This is a genomic window from Micromonospora sp. LZ34 (assembly GCF_052981855.1).
Map to the genome: position 1 here is coordinate 71,896 of NZ_JBRIQN010000024.1, position 20,350 is coordinate 92,245.

At 69.6% G+C, this 20,350-nt stretch carries 17 protein-coding genes; 7 read left to right on the plus strand and 10 right to left on the minus strand.

Annotation, left to right across the window (positions count from 1 at the left end):
- Positions 1–544 precede the first annotated feature (544 nt).
- Positions 545–790: a lipopolysaccharide assembly protein LapA domain-containing protein gene (locus ACVCAH_RS23675; protein ID WP_447138385.1), complete on the plus strand. Its 246-nt coding sequence runs from the start codon at positions 545–547 to the stop codon at positions 788–790.
- Between the two features lie 719 nt (positions 791–1,509).
- On the opposite strand, the gene ACVCAH_RS23680 is transcribed toward ACVCAH_RS23675, so the two are convergent.
- Positions 1,510–2,367 (minus strand): AraC family transcriptional regulator, encoded by an 858-nt coding sequence (locus ACVCAH_RS23680; RefSeq protein ID WP_447138386.1) that lies wholly within the window; start codon positions 2,365–2,367, stop codon positions 1,510–1,512.
- Positions 2,368–2,496: 129 nt separating this feature from the next.
- Here ACVCAH_RS23680 and ACVCAH_RS23685 point away from each other — a divergent pair, with 129 nt between their 5' ends.
- From ACVCAH_RS23685 to ACVCAH_RS23695, 3 genes are all read left to right on the plus strand, one after another.
- Positions 2,497–3,321 (plus strand): phytanoyl-CoA dioxygenase family protein, encoded by an 825-nt coding sequence (locus tag ACVCAH_RS23685; protein ID WP_447138387.1) that lies wholly within the window; start codon positions 2,497–2,499, stop codon positions 3,319–3,321.
- 455 nt (positions 3,322–3,776) lie between these two features.
- On the plus strand, positions 3,777–6,608 hold the full coding sequence (locus ACVCAH_RS23690) for an MXAN_6230/SCO0854 family RING domain-containing protein (protein WP_447138388.1): 2,832 nt from the start codon (positions 3,777–3,779) through the stop codon (positions 6,606–6,608).
- A 55-nt stretch (positions 6,609–6,663) separates the two neighbouring features.
- Positions 6,664–7,116 carry a ribosomal maturation YjgA family protein gene (locus ACVCAH_RS23695; RefSeq protein ID WP_447138389.1) on the plus strand — a complete coding sequence of 151 codons (453 nt, stop codon included), beginning with the start codon at positions 6,664–6,666 and terminating at the stop codon, positions 7,114–7,116.
- A gap of 574 nt (positions 7,117–7,690) precedes the next feature.
- Here the strand turns inward: ACVCAH_RS23695 and ACVCAH_RS23700 are convergent.
- From ACVCAH_RS23700 to ACVCAH_RS23715, 4 genes are all read right to left on the minus strand, one after another.
- Positions 7,691–9,097, minus strand: coding sequence for a hypothetical protein (locus tag ACVCAH_RS23700; protein WP_447138390.1), 1,407 nt, complete (start codon positions 9,095–9,097; stop codon positions 7,691–7,693).
- Positions 9,087–10,274: a TerB family tellurite resistance protein gene (locus ACVCAH_RS23705; protein ID WP_447138391.1), complete on the minus strand. Its 1,188-nt coding sequence runs from the start codon at positions 10,272–10,274 to the stop codon at positions 9,087–9,089. The genes ACVCAH_RS23700 and ACVCAH_RS23705 overlap by 11 nt, the downstream gene beginning before the upstream one ends.
- Positions 10,275–10,526: 252 nt before the next feature.
- Complete coding sequence (locus ACVCAH_RS23710) at positions 10,527–12,122, minus strand: IS1182 family transposase (RefSeq protein ID WP_447138392.1); 1,596 nt, start codon at positions 12,120–12,122, stop codon at positions 10,527–10,529.
- Between the two features lie 87 nt (positions 12,123–12,209).
- Positions 12,210–12,749, minus strand: coding sequence for a hypothetical protein (locus ACVCAH_RS23715; RefSeq protein ID WP_447138393.1), 540 nt, complete (start codon positions 12,747–12,749; stop codon positions 12,210–12,212).
- 27 nt (positions 12,750–12,776) lie between these two features.
- On the opposite strand from ACVCAH_RS23715, the gene ACVCAH_RS23720 reads away from it, so the two are divergent.
- Entirely contained in the window at positions 12,777–13,040 is a 264-nt protein-coding gene (locus ACVCAH_RS23720) for a hypothetical protein (protein WP_447138394.1), read from the plus strand.
- Between the two features lie 163 nt (positions 13,041–13,203).
- Here the strand turns inward: ACVCAH_RS23720 and ACVCAH_RS23725 are convergent, their stop codons facing one another.
- The gene (locus ACVCAH_RS23725) at positions 13,204–13,758 is read right to left on the minus strand and encodes a hypothetical protein (protein ID WP_447138395.1); all 555 of its coding nucleotides are present in this window, start codon (positions 13,756–13,758) and stop codon (positions 13,204–13,206) included.
- 82 nt (positions 13,759–13,840) lie between these two features.
- Here ACVCAH_RS23725 and ACVCAH_RS23730 point away from each other — a divergent pair, with 82 nt between their 5' ends.
- Entirely contained in the window at positions 13,841–14,149 is a 309-nt protein-coding gene (locus ACVCAH_RS23730) for a DoxX family protein (protein ID WP_447138396.1), read from the plus strand.
- A 189-nt stretch (positions 14,150–14,338) separates the two neighbouring features.
- Here ACVCAH_RS23730 and ACVCAH_RS23735 read toward each other — a convergent pair whose 3' ends face one another.
- The gene (locus ACVCAH_RS23735; RefSeq protein ID WP_447138397.1) at positions 14,339–17,194 is read right to left on the minus strand and encodes a DEAD/DEAH box helicase; all 2,856 of its coding nucleotides are present in this window, start codon (positions 17,192–17,194) and stop codon (positions 14,339–14,341) included.
- Positions 17,195–17,478: 284 nt separating this feature from the next.
- On the opposite strand from ACVCAH_RS23735, the gene ACVCAH_RS23740 reads away from it, so the two are divergent.
- The gene (locus ACVCAH_RS23740) at positions 17,479–17,973 is read left to right on the plus strand and encodes a hypothetical protein (RefSeq protein ID WP_447138398.1); all 495 of its coding nucleotides are present in this window, start codon (positions 17,479–17,481) and stop codon (positions 17,971–17,973) included.
- A 77-nt stretch (positions 17,974–18,050) separates the two neighbouring features.
- On the opposite strand, the gene ACVCAH_RS23745 is transcribed toward ACVCAH_RS23740, so the two are convergent.
- From ACVCAH_RS23745 to ACVCAH_RS23755, 3 genes are all read right to left on the minus strand, one after another.
- Complete coding sequence (locus ACVCAH_RS23745) at positions 18,051–18,779, minus strand: CBS domain-containing protein (protein ID WP_447138399.1); 729 nt, start codon at positions 18,777–18,779, stop codon at positions 18,051–18,053.
- A 152-nt stretch (positions 18,780–18,931) separates the two neighbouring features.
- The gene (locus ACVCAH_RS23750) at positions 18,932–19,639 is read right to left on the minus strand and encodes a hypothetical protein (protein WP_447138400.1); all 708 of its coding nucleotides are present in this window, start codon (positions 19,637–19,639) and stop codon (positions 18,932–18,934) included.
- A gap of 261 nt (positions 19,640–19,900) precedes the next feature.
- On the minus strand, positions 19,901–20,272 hold the full coding sequence (locus ACVCAH_RS23755) for a hypothetical protein (protein ID WP_447138401.1): 372 nt from the start codon (positions 20,270–20,272) through the stop codon (positions 19,901–19,903).
- Positions 20,273–20,350 lie beyond the last annotated feature (78 nt).

Genomic DNA, 20,350 nt, shown 5'->3' on the forward strand with positions numbered 1-20,350 from the left:
CCACCCGCCTCCACGGCTGCCGGCATGTGGTACCAGCGGGAAATCGTTAACCCACTCCGTCCGCCGACCGATACCACGGGGCTCCTTGTGGTCACCATCGAGCGTGGCGCATCAGAAACGGCGGTGGACTAGCCCGTTCGAGCAGCTCCCGCACAATTCGGGACTATGGCGTGCGTGACAGAGCCCGCCCAAATAAAGACGCCTACGGCTACCACGTCATCGCCGGCACATCCATCGACCGGGAGCAGGCCGTAGCAATGATCACCGGATACGCCGTCACTGCCCCGCAGGGGCCGAACACGCACGGACGCGCCGCCGATCAGTCATCGCGACGGACCCGGCAAGACCACCGAGCGCGCCGAGCCGAACAAGCGTACGATGAAGCCATCCGGGAACGACGACATCCCACACCTGAGGTGCCAGCCACGCCGGCCCTACCCCAAGGGGATGTCATGTCCATCCTGCACCGCACACCGGTAGACCCCGCCACGACAACGCCGCCGCGGGCCCAGCCGACCCGCCCACCACCTCGCCGACAAACCGAGTGCCCCGTACCCGGACGGGCGCCGCCTGGATCGGTATCTGCGCCACGGCGCTCACCTTCGTGGTGCTGATCGTCTTCATGCTGCAGAACACCCGCAGCGTCGAGGTCACTTTCCTGTGGATGCACGGCACCCTGCCGCTGGCCCTGGCACTGCTGATCGCCGGCGTCGGCGTGGCCATCCTGGCCATGGTGGTCGGCGCCGCTCGCATCACCCAACTGCGCCGCCTGACCCGTCAACGCCACTGAGCCGCGCCGCCCGGGCAACTCTCCGCCACCCCCCATGGGCTCAACTCCAACCAAGCCAGAGCCATTCTTCGAGACGCCCCCTGAGCCACCGGCTGTCCCGACTTCACCGGCTGGTCATCGGCGCCAGGTAGGACTCGGCCGGCCGCCGGGTTTTGCCTTGCCTGCGCCCCATCCCTCCCCTAGCCCGAATCCGGCGCGCGCCTCGCCGCCGGCACGAAGATCCACGATAGGAAGGACACCACCATGGCTACCACCATCGCCGACCGCATCCGCGCACTCCTGCGCAACCCGCAAAGACAACGGATGACCAGCCCAGCACCTGAGCGGCTCAACAAGCCTGACAACCAGCGTCGGCTGCGACAGCTCGCGCAACGACTCCGTCGACGCGGATAACACTCGGCGAGCCCGTCCGATAGCCAGCGTTCACCCAGCGGCGACCCGGTAACAGGCGGGGCGTCGACGGCGAGTTCGTGATGTCCGCGGCACAGATTCTGCATGAAGGCGTGTCCTCCATCACGAACTCGCCATTGACGCCCCGACGCGAGTGCCTGCGGCGTTCACCGAACTCGCCCACGTGAGCCGACCCCCGGCCGCCCCCGGGGAGGACTCTGCTGGTGTACGGCGGTCGGGGTGGCGCAGACCGGAATCCGCGTGGTGCCGTGGGCTGGTCGTGGGACCCTCGCGAGACGGGGCGGCCAACCGGGACTGACGTATACGGTTCATCGCCGCAGTGAAGGCCGCCTACCTGCTTCTCGACCGTGCCGGCTGTCCCGGAACTGCCGGGGGGTCATGCCGGTGCGGGCGCGGAAGCGACGGATGAGGTGTCGCTCGTCGCTGAATCCCAGGACGGCGGCAATGTCTCTCGTGCTCATTGACGTGTGCTCCAGCAGTTCCGCTGCGGTGTCCAGCCGGTGCCGGTTCCGGTACTGCTGCGGACCAGTGCCGGCACGAGCGCGGAAGGCTCTACGCCAGGTCTCGTACGGCATTCCGACCGCTCGGGCCACCTCCGGCATGCCAATGTGCGTTTCCAAGTCACCCTCGAGCAGTTCCACCGAGCGGGCGAACCAACCGGCCTGCACGCCTTCCCTCGGCCTGCCGGCGGCGCTGGTTGCGTCCACGATGAGCCCCAGCAGTTCCAACCCCTCGCTGTCGCCGCCCCCCGGTGACGAGGCACGGGGGCGGCGGCGGAAGTCGTCGAAGCGTGCCTGCCACAGGGCCACCGGCAACGCCGTGTGCACCGGTTGGACGGGATCGACGACGCCTGACCGGTGGGCTAGCTCGAACAACGGCCCGTCGAAGACGAGGAACGTCTCGTCCCAGGTGGCGTCGCCTGCCGTGCCGTACCAGTGCGGCAGTCCGGGGAAGACGAGGATCAGCGTGCCGGGTGCCACGGGGAGGTCATGGGTCGCGTCCCGGTACCGGCCGGCCCCCGCCGTGACGTAGGTCAGGGCGTAGGACGGATAGCTGCGCGGTGCACGGCTTGGGATCCCGGTCCCACCCTCGATCCGCCCCGCGAGTCGTATGTGCCCGAGACGCGCGACGCCGCGTCGGGACACCACCTCCGCAGCGGGTGCCATCCCAGGACGGTAGACCACAACGTACCCCTCCTGCCAGGTCGTTCCGGGAGTGGCCGTCAGCCGTCTGGTGGGCTGTCGGCACAGCATGGCACGACGAAACAGCATCACCGAGCGAAGGGAGATCCCGCCATGACCCTCACTCACCTGCCGCCGTTGACCAGCCCGTACCCGGTGTCCGCCGCAGACCTGGCGTCGTACCGGCGCGACGGTCACGTCCGGCTGCGCGGCGTCGCGACCGCCGGCGAGGTCTCCGCCTTCCGTGACGTGATCGCGGACGGCGTACGGCGGCTGAGCACCGAGGACAAGCCGATCGACGAGCGCGACACCTACCGTCGTGCGTTCCTGCAGGTCGGAAATCTATGGCGGCACGACCCGGCGGCGGCCGAGTTCAGCCTGGCCAGCCGATTCGCGGGCGTGGCCGCCGCGCTACTGGGCGTCGAGCGGGTTCGGCTCTACCACGACCAGGCGCTGTTCAAGGAGCCGCAGGGCGGTCACACGCCCTGGCACCAGGACGCCATGTACTGGCCGTTGGACGGGCATCGGTGCATCACCATGTGGATGCCGCTGGTCGACGTCAGTCCCGAGACGGGCGGCATGTGCTTCGCCAGTGGCAGTCACACCGCCGGTCCGCTCAGTGACGTCGTCATCTCCGACGCGTCCGAGGAGCACTTCGAACGGCTCGTCTCCGACCGGCAGTTCCCGATCGCGGCGCCGATCGCGATGGCGGCCGGAGACGCAACCTTCCACTCGGGCTGGACCGTGCACAAGGCGTTGCCCAACGCGTCGACGGGCATGCGGGAGGTGATGACCGTGATCTGGTTCGCCGACGGCCTGACCGTCACCCCGCCGGCCAACCCGGCGCAGGTCAACGACCTGGCCACCTGGCTGCCCGGCGCGAGGCCCGGTGACGTCGCCGCCACCGAACTGAACCCCCTCCTGCCGGCGGCCGGCTGAGCCCGGCCAGCCGCGGATCGCCGGTCATCGGCTGCGCGCCGGTGCGGGCGGGCGAGGAAGCCGCGCTTGGTTCCTCGGCACCGATCGACGGCCGCAGCATCCCCATCGAAACAAACGCCGACGTGTCTCTGCCCCATACTGTCGACCTGCAGGCCATTTCCGCAGGGGGCTATCCAGCGATGCTCAGCCGACTTCGCGCAGTTAGTCACTCACAGACGGCAAAGTACCATCACAGGCCGACTTCCCCGGCTGGTCAAGGTGCCGATCCGGCGAGAAAAACGGGGTCGCGAGGACTCGGGCGTCGGCCGTAACATCGGCGGGCCGGGGCGGCTCCCAGGTGCGCTTCCTTCTCCTTTCTTCGACTGAATGCAGCGCGCCGACTCTCCGCCCCGGCATCTGTCTGCCGGCGCGGCGCCGATCGTCGGCGTGCACCAGGTCAGAGGAGGACGCCGCTGATGGACGCGCTCGCCGCGATCCTGCTGTGCCGGGCCGGTGCGGTGGCGCTACCGGCGCCGGCCTCCGCGCCGCCCGACGACGGCGATGCCTGGGTGGCCAGCCTCGAGGTCGACCTGGCCGCCACGGGTTGGCTGCTCGACGCGGCGATCCGGCGGCGGTTCGCCCTGCTGGATCCGTTGACTCGGATGCGCTGGGCCGACTTCGTCTGCGCGGCCACCGCTGAACTGGTCGGCGCCGACCGGGAACACGTGCCGCTGTTCCGCCGCTTCCCGGGCACCCCGGCCGACCCGGACCGGCTCTACGTCGAGCGGCTCATTGCGCATCTGCTGCAGACCGGCGCGGCGCCGTGCATCCTGTGCGGGGCCGAGGGCCGGGTATACCCGCTGGATCCCTGTGGGCACCTGGTCTGCGCGGAGTGCTTCGACGCCGACGCGTACACCGCCTGCCCGATCTGCGGGCGGCGGCTGACCGCCGGCAGCTCCTACCTGCCGCTCGTGGCCGAGGCGACGCCGCCGGCATCGTCTACGGCACCGCCGGTGCGGCTGCGCCGGCTCACCCTCGACGACTCTCCCACCAGCACCGCCGTCCGGCTGCGGGACGACCTGGTGGGGCGGCCCACAGCGCTCGGCGAGGCCGACCTGGCCGACCTGCGGGCGCTCGTCGCCGCGACCGCGCCGGACCGCCTCGACTGGCTGCCGGCGGTGGTGCCCGCCCGGGAGACCCTGGCCGTGGTGATCGCGGAGGCGCTGCACCGCACGGCACTCACCGCCGCCCATGAGCGGGTGGTCGCCGAGGCCGCCGCCCGGTGGGGCACGGTCACCGACGTGGCCCGCGCCCTGTGGGTGTACTCGGGCGGGGATCCCGGCCTGGTCCTGCCGCGGCGGCGCCGCGACGACCCGCCGTCGGTGGCGTACCGGCCGGTCGACGAGCCGGCCGTGACTGTCGGCACGCCGCGGGTGCGGGCCCTGCCCCGGCTGCTGCGCCGCACGGTGCTCACCTTCATCCAGTCCCTCGATCCGGTCACGGCGGCCGAGGACATGGGACGCCACCCCACTGTCTGGAAGCGGCTCGCGGAGCGGCTGCACCCCTACGAGCGGGTCACGGCGTACCCGGACGCGGCCGTCGCGTTCGCCGCGCTGCGCGGCACCCGCGCCCCGGCCGGCGGGGCGCTGGGCACCGCGATGGTCGCCGCCGGCGAGTGCGCGCCCGAGCGGCTGATCCTTTCCTGGCACGCCGACGGCACGGTGTCGGTACGGATCCGCACCTTCGCCGGCTTGGTCGAGCGGGCGGTGGCCGACGGGGACGCGGCCGAGGCCGCCGCGCTGCTCGTCCAGCGGCCGGGCGACCTGTGGCGGCGGCTCGACCACCTGCTGCGCCTGGCCGGCGACGACCGGGACGCGCAGCGCATCGTGCTGGACGCCGCGCGGCAGGTCGCGCCCCGGGTGTCGCCGACGGTCCTCGCCGACGCGGCCGCCGCGCTGACCGGCCGCGACGCCACGGTCGCGGTCGTGGAGGCGGTGGCGGTGGCCGCCGACGCGTCGATGGCGGAGGCCGCGCAGGCCGTCGGAGCCGGGCACGTCGGCACGGTCGGGGCCGCGCTGGGGCGCGTGCTGGGGCTGCGGATACGGCGGCCGGCGAGGCCGGCGCCGGTTCGGGGCGCGGAGCCCGGCACGCCGCGGCGCACGTTCTTCCCGAAGGGTGACGTGGTGCGGGCGTGGAGCGCGCCGGAGCGGCGTCGCCCGCTGCCCGCCGACGCGATCGCCGAGATCCGGGCGGGCGTCGACGCCGAACTGGTCGACCGGGCCGGCGGGTTGGACCGGTTCGACGTGGCCGTGCTGGACGTCGCGCTGGGCCGGGCGCCCGCACCGCGACGCGAAGGCGCGGGCTCCGCGCAGCTGACCGGTTGGCCGCGGGGCAGCGTCCGCCACCTGCCCGACCTGGACGTGCTGCGGCTCTTCCTGCACTGGACCGACGGCGAGAAGTTCCGGGTTGACCTGGACCTGTCCTGCGCGTTCTACGACCGGGAGTGGACGCTGCGCGGCCACTGTGACTACACCCGGCTGCGGTTCAAGGGCCGCGCGGCGGTCCACTCCGGAGACCTGACGTCGGCACCGCCGCCGCTGGGCGCCACCGAGTTCCTCGACCTCGACCGGCCCGCGCTGCTGACGGCGGGGGTGGAGTGGGCCGTGCCCGTGGTGTTCAGCTACAACGACGTGCCGTTCGAGGCGCTCGACGCGGCGTTCGCCGGCTTCTCCCTGCCGGAGCGGGGTGGCCGGCAGTTCGACGCGGCCCGGGTCGTGCAGCGGTTCACCCTGCGCGGCGACGCCCGGTCGCTCGCGCCGCTGGTGCTCAACGTGCGCACCGGCGAGGTGATGTGGATCGACGCGAGCCTGTCGACCGTCGGCTACGGCCACAACGTCGGCGGGTACGGCGGGCGGCTCGGCCGGCTCGCCGCCGACCTGTGGGAGCACTTCAGCGCCGGCACCCGCCCGACCGTGCTGGACCTCGCCGCCTGGCACGCCGCGGCGCGGGCCGACCGGATCGTCGTCGCGCACGCCGACGGCACCACCACGCAGGTGCCGGCCGGCCGCGGCGCCGAGACCGTGGCCGCGGTCAGGGCAGCGGCGACCCGCGACGTCGGGGACGGCACCTCGCCGCGGCCCCAGGCCGCGAAGACGTTCGTCGCGACGGTGGACCAGGACCGGCTGACGGCGCTTTTCGACGGCGAGGTGGCCGACGGCTCGACCGCCCTACTGCTCGACGGGCCCGCCGGGGCGCCGTGGACGCCGGTGTCCGCTGCGGACCTGGCCGCCGGACTCGTGCCGCTGTAGCCGCCGCACCGGCCGCTGGACCCGCACCGTCGGTGAGGTGGCTACCATCACGAGAATGTCGATCACGGCCCGTACGGTGCGGCTGCTCATGCCGGTGGCCGCGCTGCTGTTCCTGGGCCTCGCACTGCTGATCCGCGTCGTTGACGACGGGGCACTGCGGCAGTACTCGGGCACCGCGCTGTACGCGTCGATGGTCTGGGCCGGGGTGCTGTTCCTGTGGCCGCGGATGGCGCCGGTGCCGGCCGGGACGGTCGCCACCGTGTTCTGCTGGGTAGTGGAGTGCGCGCAGCTGACCGGGGTGCCGGCCGAGCTGTCGGCGCGGAGCGTGGCGGCGAGGCTGGCGCTGGGTGTGCAGTTCGACCCCGTCGACCTGGCCTGGTACCCGGCCGGCGTAGCTCCCCTGATGGTGCTGCACCACCTGATCCGCGCCCCGGGCCTGCTCCACGTCGCTACCGCGCGCGACGTCGTTCCCCCACCAGCGGCCCTCCCAGTCGACACCCGCCCGTAGCTGCCATCGGAGCTGACCCGACACCGCGGCTCACCAGGAGTGTCGTCGTTTGTTCATCGCCGCGGACCAACCGACGATCGCCCTGAATACCAAGCGGTCGATAGAGTCCTGCGGGCCGGGCCGACTTCGCCGACCGTCCCCGGACAAAGTGACCGCCACGATCGGCCCTTCAGGTTGGCCATCGGATGCGCCCGGTTAAAGCGAAATCTCGGCAGGAAGGGCTCCAAGGATCCCTCGCGTGAGGTTTCTCCACCGGCACGCATGATTGTGCGTTGGCGTCAAGCCGCCGAATGCCGATCCCGTCGAAGAGATTTGACGCCGAGTAGGTGCGGAAGATCGGCTCTCCGTCGGCCGGCCAGCGATGGTCGGGGATGGTGGTCTCCATTGCCGCCAGTGCTGTCCATAGCAGATGCTGCCGATTCGCAGCGAGCGCCGGGCGGAGCGCTTCGGCGGTGACGCGAACGGTGTCGGGACCCGCTCCGCGAGCCGCGGAGCTCTCTGCCGCCAACGTACGTGCTTTTCCCCACTAGAGACAGTCAGATTGACAGTCTGCCCAGGCTCGTGACTCGGCTCGCTATCCCGATCGCCCCTCGGATTCGGTGAGGAGCGATTCCCATTCCTTCTCCAGGGATTGATTGATTCGATGGTCGCGGGCGATGGCTTCTTTGAGCCAAGCGATGGTGGCGGGCGCCATGGCCAGAATCTGGTTGTAGTTGAGGGCGGCCGGGTTCATGCCAAACACCAGCCCGGTCTTGAGAAGCGTGCCTGAGGTGGCGATGGAGTGCCCGAGCAGCAGCATGGAGGTGAGTTTGGCGTGCTCCAGCTTCCGTTGCGCTGCGGTACCGCCGGTGGCGTAGCTCTTGAGAAGCCAGTACCCGCGGATGATCGCGGACACGACGCCAGGAGTGATGCCCATTGTGAAGAAATGGCGCAGGTCGTAGCCGTTCGTATACATGTAGCGGGCGACGTCGGTCCAGGGCACGTTGACACCGGAGGGGCCCAACGCGAAGGGGGAACTAACCTGTCCGAGCTGAAGCAGGCTGAAGAACGGGGGCTGCAGGCCGGCAGGAGTGTAGACGTCCGAGAGCAGATGGCGCACCTGGGTGATAAGCGCGTGGATCAGGTCGACCGGATCGTGGTTGGTGGTGACCTGGACCAGTTTCCCTGCCTTGTCGATGTAGGTGCCGGTGCGGTGCATGAGATCTGCCACGCCGTAGAGGAAACCCAGGGCCGGATCGTGGCCGAGGCTCTGGAGCCGATGGGTAGCTGGCCGCATGCCGCTGACCAGGCCCTCGGTGGCCTTCGTGGTGGGGGCGTCAAAGGGCACTTTGGCCAGCTTCTCGAACCTCTTGAAGAATCGGGCATGGACGTCTTGAGCCCGATCCTTGTCCTGGAGCCACTTCGTGAGGGGCGATCCGGTCTGCGTCTCGCCGAGGAAGGTGGAGTCCTTGGGGATGCGGACGAGGATGACGTCAAGGAGGGTCGCGAGGGCTCCGGCAACCAGGACGACCGTCCAGTCGGTCTTGTCCCAGCTGACGTCGCCGTGTTCCTCGGCGTAGCTGCGCAGGCTGCGAGCTATCTGGCCGGAGGGAAGAACCTGCTGGAGCGGGTCCCGGGTCAGATCGATACCTAACAGATCCAACCGGGCTTCGGCAAGCCTGACGAGCTGATCGAAGTCGCCATCGGTCGGGACGATGGGCACGGCGTAACGGGGGTAGCTCGGTGTCTCGACACTCACGGTGGCCACTGCGCTCGACTGGGACTCTTGGGCTGGTACGAGGACGCCCATTGCTTGGAGACGGGCGCGCACCGCGTCGAACTCGGACTCGACCGAGTCCAGGGTGTCGCTGACGCGAAGTTCGCGTTCGAGGACATCCTTGAGGTCGAATTCCACCTGGTCGAACAGGCCCCGCAGTTCGGTCAGCGTGACGGCCTGGTAAGCCACGACCGCGGCAGCGGCCGAAAGCTGGTCACCCGACACGGAGCGGCTCCCGCCGTTCGAAGGCCTCCTGACTGGTCTGCAGATTCAGCAAAGCCGACTGAAAGGCGGCCAACTCAGCCCTGAGCGTGGCGAGTCGCTCTTCGTTGCGCGTGGTCTGGGTGAGGTAGGCCTCCATCCGGTGAGCGAGCCCGGCGATGTCGTCGGTGAGCTCGGCCATTGCCTGCTGGTGATTCTTGATGACTTGCTGAATCAGATGCTCGCGCCGATTTTCTCGTTCACGCTCGTTGGTGGCCAGCACGTAACGCGCGCCCTGATGGACCGCGACCCCGAGAATCACCACGGTGCCGATCCCGGTGGCCATCGCGCTCAGGCCCAGCAGGCCGCCGAACCCCAGGGCGGCCAGACCCGAGGTGATTCCCGCCCCGCTGAGGCCGGAGACGCTGCCAGCAAGACTGATCGCGGCGATCGGGGCACCGAACGCAGCCGCCTTGGCAGCAATGTCCTTGGTGGTGGTCTCCAACTGGCTGGTCGTGATCTTGCCGGAGGCGAAGTCCTCTTCGGTAATCACGAACCGTTCGGTCGCCTCCACGACCTTGTCGGCTGACTCGGGGAACACGAGTCCTGCGACCAGCACGATTCGCTCACGCTCGGCGTCGGCAGCATGCCTGTCAGCACGCGAAATTCGCACCAGATCGCGCACCAGCACCGTGAACACCGGCTCGCGCTGATCCTCCTCGAGGAGGTCGTGCAATTCCCTGGACAGCTCCACCGTGGCGTCGGGGACCCCTGCGTCGCTCGCTGCATCCCGTTGCGCCCCAGTGATTTCCCTGCGCAATTCCGCGCGCGCTTCGCCGTCGAGACCGATCGTCGATGCGAACAAGTACAGGTTCGCGATCTCGCGAGGATCGAGGAGGCCGTCGACCAGCGCCAAGCTCACCAACACCCGGCAATAGAGCAACTTCCCGTCCGCGCTGAGCGCGGACAAGTCGCCAGAATCGGCGGGATTGCGGGACGACCACGCCGACAGGCCGTCCTTGACATCTTCGACCTTCGCCATCACCTGCTCGGCGGACTGCTTCACTCTCTCCTGGGCATCGCCAGCAGCATCAGCGACAAGCTGCCTGGCGACGCTCGTGCTGTCGGCAACCATCCGTCCAGCGGCGTCGGCAACGCCCTTCAGCCGTCCAAGCCCAACTTCACGAAGGTCCATCGCCATCCCTTTCACGTCTTTGGCGAAAGGCTATCGGTAGCCACCGACGAGACGACGTCCTCCCAGCGGCCCTAGGTGACTGGTGTGAAACGGTGGCTGGCCGGGATGCCGGGTCAGCCACCGTTGCTGTCTGGGTTGGGTGGGGTTGCGGGCGTTCGGGGTCGTTGTGGCGTGGAAGTCGTTGCTGGAGCAGCGTTGCAGGGTGTTGTGCCTGTGTGGACGCGATGTTGGCGGGCCGGTGTTCTCCCTGCTGTTGGATCAGGTGGGGTTGAGGGTCCAGCCGCGGCCGGTGGTGTGGTGGAGGCCGAGGGTGGCGAGTCGGGTGAGGTTGACCGCGGCGGCGAGGAGGGTGAAGTCGGCGGCGACGCGGTGCCGGCCGCGCATGCGGGCGCGTCGTCCGCCGTGGCGGCGGCGCATGAGGTGGGCGATTTTGCGTTCGACCTTCGGGCGGGTGGCCCGGTAGTCGGCCTGCCAGGCGGGATCGTGCTGTCGGGTCCGGGCGGCGGTGAGGTGGGCTTCGTGGTGGCCGATGGTGATGCTGCGGCCGGTCTTGGAGTCGGTGCACTGCCCGCGCAGGGGGCAGGTGGCGCAGGCGGTGCCGAAGTCGGCTTTGCCCGCGTGGCGGGCGTGGCCTCTGACTGGCCGGATCGGGATGGTGTTGCCGTTGGGGCAGGTCACCGTTGCCTGGCTGAGGTTGATGTCGAAGTGGTCCTTGGTGAACTTCCCGGCCGGGGCGACGGGTGGCTGGACCTTGGTCTTGGCGTCGATCCCGGCGCCGGCGAGCCGATCGAGGACCTCGCCGGCACCGTAGGCCGCGTCGCCGTAGACCGCAGCGGTGTCGTCGGCGGGGTCGGTGGCGGCGGCCGGGTCGGTGAGGTCGGCGATGAGCCCGGCGACCGGTTCGACGTCCCCGGTGTTGCCTGCGGTGACCGCGGTCGCGGTGATGACCTCGACGTCCGGGTCAACGGCGATGTGGCCCTTGTAGCCGTCGAAGCCGCGGTGGCTGGTCTTGTGCCCGTGCCGGGCCTCGGGATCGACGGTGGAGATCACCCGGTCCGGGGCGACCTTCCGGGCGATCCGCAGCGTTGCGTCGTCGCCGGCTTCCAGGTCCTGACCCAGGACGGTGGCCAGCAGTTGCATCGCCTGGGCGACCGGCTCGGGCAGGTCGGTGAGCCCGTCGAGGACGGCGAGCAGGGCGTAACCGTCCCGGGCACGGGAATCGACGAGGGCGTCGCGGGCGGTCTTGTCGTCCCAGTCGATCACCGGCTTGCCGGTCGTGGTGTAGTCATCACCGCTGGCCAGGACGGCCCGCAGCCGCCCAGCCAGGTCGCCGTCGGCGGCGACGAGCAGACTCCGGACCGCCGAGCGGATCAGCGTGATCGTGTCCATCGTCGCGACCGCGTCGTACAACGGTGTGGAATCAAGGACCCGCCGCCGGCCCAGCAGCCCAGCCGCCCGGGCGGCGGCCAACGCCACCTCGAAGATGCGGTCCGGGCGGTCCGAGCGACGCAGTCGTTCGCGCATGTCGACCAGCACCGTGTGGGCGAACCCGACCCGACCCGCGCCGTCCCAGCCGCCCACCCCCGCGGCGTAACGCCAACGGGCATCGAACGTGAACCGGTCCACCGCCTCCCGGTCCGACAACCCTTCCAGCCGTTGCAGCACCATCACCGTGGCCACCACCGACGGCGGCACCGACCGGCGACCGACCACCGCGAACAGGTCGGTGAACAACCCGTCCGGGAACAGAGTCTCCCGATGCTGGTGCAGGAACGTGAAGATCGAGCTGGCCGGTAACGCCTCGTCGCAGAACCGGCTCACCGGATCCAGCAGGTCCAGCTGCTGTGAAGCCACACCCAACGCCACACCAGCAAACTACCTGAAATAGATAGAAAACGATGGCCGCCACGCCGGTGGCAGCCATCGTTTAACACCAGTCACCTAGCGCATGTCCTCATCGGCCAAATTTCGATGCCCTACGGCTTTGGCGCCGCCAGCCTCGCCGAGCGCCTCTATGCCTGGCGAGCCACCCGGAGCCCGGCCGCCGCCGCGCGGCTCGTCTGCACCACGGCTTCTGACAGCGAGGGCATCCTCGGCGGGCTCGTCGCGCTCAGTGAGCTGTCGCGCTTGGCCGGCGTCGTCACCTCGGCACATCCGCACCGTGGACAGCTTGTCGACCTTGCGGCTGACACCGCGACGGCTCTCCAACCGCAGTGACGGCAGCGGCCGCAGCACGTCACGCTCCACGGCCAGGCGATCATCGGCGATCGCCTGGGTCTCGCTGTGCTTCTTCGCGTTGATCTCGGCGCACCACGCGACCGCGGCGGCATTGGCCACGCTCAGGTCGCCGCCGAAGTCGTCAGCGGGCACGACCAGGTCCGACTTCGCCAGGCGCACTGCGGCCTCGACCGCGCCCTTGGACTCCGGGTCCTTGGCCTCACAGAAGTCAGGCCGGAACCCGTAATGCGCCACGAAGCGCACGTACTGCGCCTGACGACCAGCGCCGCGATGATCGGCGGACGGTACACCATCGACGTGCGCCAGACGGTCGCCAGGCTCCAACAGGCCGACGCAGACGCGCTGCGCGAGCGGATCGAGCAGGCGGTCCGGGCGGGCGAGCTGCCCCGGTCGACGTCCGTCGCAGCCCTGACCGCGTACGTCCAGTGCATTTGGCACGGACTCTCGGCCATGTCGAACGCCGGCGCCCCACGCGCGCAGCTGCTCGACGTCGTTGACGAGGCGATGCGGGCCTGGCCGCCCGGCCCGCGCTGACCTTGGCACGCGTCTTGCAGGGGCACCAAGGAGATCCGGCCATCGCCGCGGCGATCAACCGGTGGCTCCTGGTGCTCCGCGAGCGTCCCGACGTCAAGTAGCGGGAGCACCCGGCTACCCGGCCGGGCGCAGGATCGGGTGACGGCACATCTGGCGCGACTGGTCACGCCTCGGGGATCCGTAGGCCGGGTGCCAACTCGGAGAGGAGATCGAACACGGCGCGCAGGTCTTCGGCCGGCAGGCGTGGCTGGGCCATGCTGGCACCGATCGTGATGAGGTGGGGAACGAGGGCAGCGATGTGCACCCGCCGCTCATCACGGAGAATCCGGGCCCACGTGCGGTGCAGGAACTCGAGCCGTGTGCCGTCCAGTCGTTCCTGTACGGCGCGGGCTGCCGGATCGGTGACCGCCCAACTGCGTACCGCCCGTTCAAGGTCGGCATCAAACAGGCCGGTCAGGCGGTCGGTCAAGGCGCCGAGAGCGGCATCGGCCGGGACCTGTTCCAGTTCCGCGGCGAGGCGGTCAAGTAGCGCCAGCTGGTCCTGCTCGTGCCGCTCCAGCAGCGCCCGGCGATAGTCCTCCACCCCGGCAAAGTGATGGTGGAAAGACCCTTTCGTCAGTTTGAGGCGGGCCGCGATGCGGTCGGCGCGGACACCCGACGCACCGTCGGCCGCCAGCGCATCAAGGCCTGCGGTGAGCCACCGTTCGCGCGTCGACATAAGATCAACATACCATACGGTATGGTACGTTGGTTTGATGTCAGCCCTCCCTGACCCGATCTGGCCCGTAATCCTTCTTGCGGTGATCTCGGTCGGCGACGCTCTGTTGTGCCTGCGTCCGGTGGCGTTCATCGCGAGATGTTTGGAGGACGTTCACTGGCCCCGCCGCTACTGGTGGGTCATTTCCCCAGTCAAGTTCGCAGCGGCTGCCAGCCTCATCGCCGGCATCTGGGTGCCGTACCTCGGGCTCATCACGTCGGCCGCGCTGGTGCTGTACTTCATCGTGGCGATCGCGATGCACATTCGTGCCCGCGACTTCGGCCGTAACCTCTTCGTCAACGCGACCGGCATGCTGGTTGTCTGCGTCTTCACCCTCGTCGTGAGCTTCTAACGTGGACTGGAGGGCACACCCTCACGGGCCAGTCCGCTTTGACCAATGTTTCCGGCCCGTCGTACGGCGGCTCCTGGTAGCCCTCGATGACCCCGAGACCGTAGTCAGGGCCTCAATCGGATGACCTGCTTGGTTCGCGCCGCAGTGGCGCGGGCTTCGCCCAGGCGCCGCCGTCGGCTCCGCGAGGCATCAGGGACGTCCCCAGGTCAGCTGCCGCTCGGACGCAACGCCGCTGCGCCGCTTCATGCTGTCGCAGTGCAGGCAGCCGTAGCCGACCGTCGGCAGGCCGCGCCGGCCCACCTCGAATCGGACCAACGTGCGCGAGCAGCGACCGCAGTCATCGCCAAGTTGCCCGCTGCCTGGTGCCATGCCGGGCCGCCTCCGCTGTGCCCTTCGGACCGCGTCGGCGAAAGCCGCGTGCCGAGTCCGTAGCACCACGCCGGGCTCGGGGCCGAGTAGCGACCCGGTCGACGTCCACACCACGTCGTCGATGACGGCGCTGGATTCGAGGATCGGCACGCAGGGGCGGATGTTAAGCCCGCCCCGCTGGGCCTCCATCGCCTCGGCCGAGAGGTAGCCGTCCGGGTCCGGTTCCACCCAGATCGTCACCGGTTCGGTCTCGACGTCCTGCTCGGCGATCAGCTTGAGCGCTGGGATCAACGACCGCAGCCCGACCAGCGGCGCCCGGGGCAACCACATCTCCACGGTCCCGGCGCCCACCAGGTCGTGACGGAGAAGTTCCGTGACGGGACCGTTCACCCGTTGGGTCACCGCCGGGTAGGCGAGCGCCGTCTCCCACGGGACCACCTGGCCCCGATCGAGCAGCTTCGCGAAGAACCGCCACACCGCGTCCCTGGTGGTGCGACGCCGGTGCAACTGGTCCAAGGCGGCGACCACCACAAGGTGGTCGCGGGCGCGGCTCGCCGCCACGTTCAACAGCCGGGCACCGTCACCGCCGGACTCGCCCTCGGTGAACCAGCGGTGCAGCGGGCGTACGCCAATGCCGCTGTCGACGCTGTCGTAGACGACGATGTCCCGCTCGCCGCCCTGGAACCGGTGCACGGTCGAGGCGGCCCAGCCCTCCAGCTCCGATTCCGGAAGGAGCGACTCCAGCAAACGGGCCTGCGCGGCGAAGGGTGCGATGACGCCGAGGCTGGACACGTTACCGCCTGAGTCGGCGAGGAGCCCGGCAACGAGTTGCGCGTGCATCAGGTTGTAGCGGGAGGACATGCCCTGCTTCCGCGCGGTCCGCGCGCCCAGCCGGGAGGTGTCGAGCAGGACGAGTTCTCCGTCGGCCCAGTCCGCCCTGCTGTTTCGCGGCCTGTTGGGAACCGTCGCAGCGGTGACGAGCGGGCTTTCGGGATAGAACGCCTCGCTCACGACGTGGTTGATGTCGCGCCGCATGCGGTACTGCTCGGTGAGCGCCGCGAGCCGGTCCGGTGGTGCTTTCCTGCCCACCGCGAGGTCCACGGCGGCCTTCTCGAACGGGCTTTTCAGCAGCCATTCCTGTGCGGACGGCGTATCGGCGACGACGACTGGCGGCAGCTGCCGAAAGTCGCCGGCGACGATGGTGTGGCCGCTGCCCGCGCCCGCCACGATCATCGCCAGCGCCGTGGTGGTCATGCTGGCCTCGTCGAGGATCACCACGTCGAAGGTGAGCTCGCGCAGCGTCCTCAGCACCACCTGGTGCGAGGTCGCGGCGACCACCTCTGCCTCCCGGCAGACCTGCCGGCGGACGTAGTGCAGGGACTCGTCGAGTTCCCGGACCAGGGCGCTGGCGTCGGCCAGGTCCCGCTCCAGGGTCAGCCGCAGTTCCTGCTCCTCGTCGGTGAGGCTGGCGTGTCGCCGTTCCATGGGTTTGAGCCGCTCCCGCAGGCTGCGGGTCCGTTGTCCCTCACGGACCCGCAGCTGAGCCAGGGCCTCGCCGCGCTTCGCGGCGATCTCGTCGATCAGGACGTGCCCGTCGGCGCGGCCGATGAGGGAGGTGTCGGAGGGCTGGCCGAGTCGGACCAGGCCACCACCGGCGAGCTCGGGTATCTGCTTCAGTACCGCGCCGACCGCGACGTCGACGGCGGCGTTGGTGGGAGCGGTAAGCAGTACCCGCAGTCCGCGTACGCAGAGTTCGGCCACGAGGGTGCCGATGGTGGTGGTCTTTCCCGTTCCCGGCGGGCCCCAAAGCCAGGTGACACCACGGGTGAGCGCGAGCTGGACGGCGTACCGCTGGCCGTGGTTGAGGTGCTCGGCTGCGACGGTCGGCAGCTCATGTGGCGCGACGGCCCGCCCGCCGGTCAACAGGGCCGCGGCGGCGTCGGCGTTGAAGCCCGGCCCACCATTGACCAACTCGCGCAGGCGCTTGCTCTGCGCGGAGAGCAGCCAGGAGAGGTCGCAGCGCAGCACGGCCTCTTCGGGCACGGTAGCCCCCGGTGGCACCGACAGCGTCACCACGTTGCCGAAGACCGACACCACCTCGACGTCGATCGGTGTGCCATCGACGACGAGCGTCGCCTGGGTGCCCTCGGACACCCCGAGATCGCCCTCGGCCTCGAACCGCATCAGCTTCCGGGACGTCGTCTCCGCGACCACGAAGCCACCGCTGACCGGCACATCCTGCAGGGTGCGCTTGTCGGTGACGGCTCGGAGTTCCTCCTGCAGCGCCCTTGCGGCCTGCTCGGCGATCTGCGGCCAGGCGGCGGGCACCGGCCCGACAGGTGGGGTCGGCTCGTCCAGGGGAATGCCGATCGAGGAGGCGAGCCGACGTACCTCGGCGGCCGCCCGCCGGGCAGCAGGCGGTTCCGGTAGGCGCCGGTTGGGAGGAGCGGGTGCCGTCTCGGTTACCGGGGCGGCCCAGCCTCGCGGTATCCAGCTATCGCCCTTCAGGTCGGCGAGACCGTGCGTCGCGCAGGCGATGTAGAGATCTGTGCTGTCGGTACGCACGCCTGCCTGCCGGAGCGCCGCGAGCAGCGCCTCCTGCGACATCGGCCCCCGCGACAGCGCGTGTTGCACGACCTTGATGAGCTTGCGTTCGGCTCCCATTCCCACACTCACCCCCGTCACCCGCGGCGCCGGCGGCGGCCGCGCGCCGCGGTAGCACCGCTCCCTGCGCATGACCTGCGCAGGTGCCGGCCGGTGCTGTGCGGACCAGGCTAGGAGCGGAGGTGCCGCGGGCGGCTGGCCCGACCGGACAAGATCGCTTGCCCGGTCCGCAGGTCAGCGTCAGCCCTTCGTGATCATCTTTGGCCCGTCCGGTCGATGAAATGGCCAGTCCCGCTTCCGGTCTCCACATCAACACCTGATCTTGGATGTCGTACCTGCACGGCACGATGTGCGCCATGACGACGCACCACCCGACCACCCGCCGCCTGGTCTATGGCCACGCGCAGCTGCACGACTGCCTCGCCTTCGCCGACGCGAACACCGCCGTCGAGGAGGCCTCGGAGATCAAGGCGCTCGCCGCTGCCCGTACCTGGGGAGAAGCGCGCCAGGTCCGGATGATTCACTTGTCGAATCCTGCCGGCGCGGATGACTACTTCCCCGACGAGGATCCCGCCGACAACGAGCCCTTCGAGATCAATGAGCTGAACTCGGTCGCTGAGGGGGACTGGCCCCCGATGGTCACGGAGCGGGCCTTCAAGCTGCTCCCCGAGGACCTGCAGGACCAGTTCGGCGAGCGCCGATTCACCGCGCTCAACGGGGACTACCTGGAGATCCCGCTCGACCGCGAGGGCGAGCTGGTGGCGGAGCTGCGCGAGCGCGGCTACGAGGTCACCCGCGACGACGAGCTCATCAACGTGCTCGACGGCCGCAGCTTCAGCCCGCTCGGCTGAGCGTCTCCCTCGGATTCCCCCGGCGGCGTCGCTGGTTCGGCGGCGCCGCCGGGGGAATCCGGAAGGAACCGGAGGACTCAGGTGATGGCGAGGGCTGCGGTCAGTGCGGGAAGGTCGTACGGAGCGACCAGACGCAGCGGCTTCTCCTTGCTGTTCCCGTTCTGAGTGATGATGAGCGCCGCGCTCAACTGCCCGCCCTGCCTGCCTCGGCTGAGCTTGTCGATCGCATCCACCACCGTGATCGTCCTGGGAACCAGGAGGGCGTCCTCCCCCGGCTCGGCGAACGCGAGCACCTGCGAGACCGGCTCTTCCTCCGCGATCCCGGTGTTCCTGGTCAGCTGGTCGGCGAGCCACCGAGCGATGGCGTTGGTGGTCAGGACGCCGCGATAGCCGTCGCCGTCGTACACCGGCAGTTGCGAGTACCCGAAGGTGCGGACGTGGTCCAGTGCGGCGCTGATCGGGTCGTCCGGCTGCACCACGCAGACCTTGCCGGAACCGAGGACGGTCAGCGCCAGCGGTGGCTCGAGGATCTGCTGCCGGAGCCGCTCGATCTCCAGCACGACAGCCTCTACCGGCTCAGCGATCGGCCGACCGCCGTAGTAGGTACCGTGGCTGATCGCGTTCCGGAGCGCAGCAAACGCCACCAGGGCGCTCTTGTGGTGATTCGGCAGCCGCTTCTTGTCGGCGTACTCCCGGACCAACTGCGCGAACCCGACGCTGACGTCCACGCGCAGGCTCGATCGGATGTGTTTCTCGATGTCGTTGAACGCCGCGAGGAACCGCGCACCTGCCGTCGTGATGGACACGGACGGAGACACTGTCACCTCGTCGGAACGACACAACCGCAGCCGAGGGTCGTGTTCAGTAGCTCACATCTCTTGATCATTCTGAGGGGCAGGAAGCTGTCGTACGGCGCGTTCAAGGACATTCCCGGTCCGACGGGCTGACCAGGCAGCGCCTACCCCCCGAAGCGATCGGTGACGTCTCGGCTGTCGGTCAGGACATCCGCAAGCCGGATCTGAACAGTGGCAACGACAACCTCCGTGCCCGCCCCGAAGGATGCCGGCATCCGCCAGGTCCGCCAAACCCTGAGCGGTATCGCCGCCTCCCGCTTCTGCCGCTTGAGGATGGCTTCGGCGGCGATGACGTCGGCATGACGGCCCTCGAGGACCTCCACCAGTTCCGCGCCCGCTCTCAGGTGCTCGCGAACTCGGGGCGCACCGCCGACTCCGAACTTCAGCAGTCCGCGATGCCGGACCAGATACAGCAGGTATGAGGTATCACGCAGCGCTGCGAACGACCGACTCCCCAGCTCCGACGGGCACTCTGGACAGGCCCGGTCGCGAAGCCTTTGCCATGACCCGCAGGGGACGTGGACACCCCAGGTCCCGTGAGTCGAGGTTCCTCGCCGTTTGCCGAACCACGGAAGCCCGTGGACGTCCCCGGTCAGATCAGTCCAGCCGTCGCGGCGGTGCCGGTCGAGTTCCTCACCGAGCGCGATCGCGGCCCGAAACTCAGCGGCGGCGCGCACCGGGATGGCGTCCGTGTTGGTCAGGCCGGCGAACCGGCGTAGCTGATCCGCGAGGGCGGGTGCGTTCGGCAGCTGAGACAGCAGCTGCTGGCCGGCGGCCAGGGCCAGGCCAGAGGAGCGCTCGTCCAGGCACACATGACACCGGGTCCGCCATCCTGTGCGACAGACCCGGTGGACGCCACAGTGTCGGCACCGGTGGATGTCGGCACCACTATCTGTTGGAAGGAGGTTGAGCGGTTCCATCTGATCCGCGATCAGGGCGGCGCACGGATGGCAGTGGACGAACCAGGCAATGTCCGGGCCGCGACGGCGCGAGTTCGCCGGGCCGTGGACGGCCTCGCCGCAGTTGATGCAGGCGCGCTCCGCAGAGTCCGTGGTGCTTCCCACTCGACTACGTCATCCTGCCGACTCGGCATCATCACGGGCACCGGGCCGGTCGGCACCGGCCGCGATCGCCTGCGGCGTGCCGCGTCGACCGCCCTCCTCCCACGACACCTGGCTGTATTCGTCCCAGCGCTTGTCGAGCTGGGCCGGCACAGCCCGCTCGTCGGGGCTGACGGTGAAGTCGCAGCCGATGGCGTTCATCTGCGCCCAGATGGCGTTGACGATGTCCGCGTAGCGCGCTGGACTCACGCCATCGACGTGAATCGTAATTCTGCGCATCTTGGTCGCTCTCCAATAGTGATCGTCCGAAGTCACGGCAGCTGCGGCATGAGTAACCGCAGCGGCCTTCGGCTCGTCTGCCGGGTTCGGCTGCACGTCACTCACGGGCGAACGTTAGCCGATTGTCAGTCAAGGTGGGGCGGAGGCGGCCCGGCCCAGATACTGCGTCGACGGTGGGGCAGG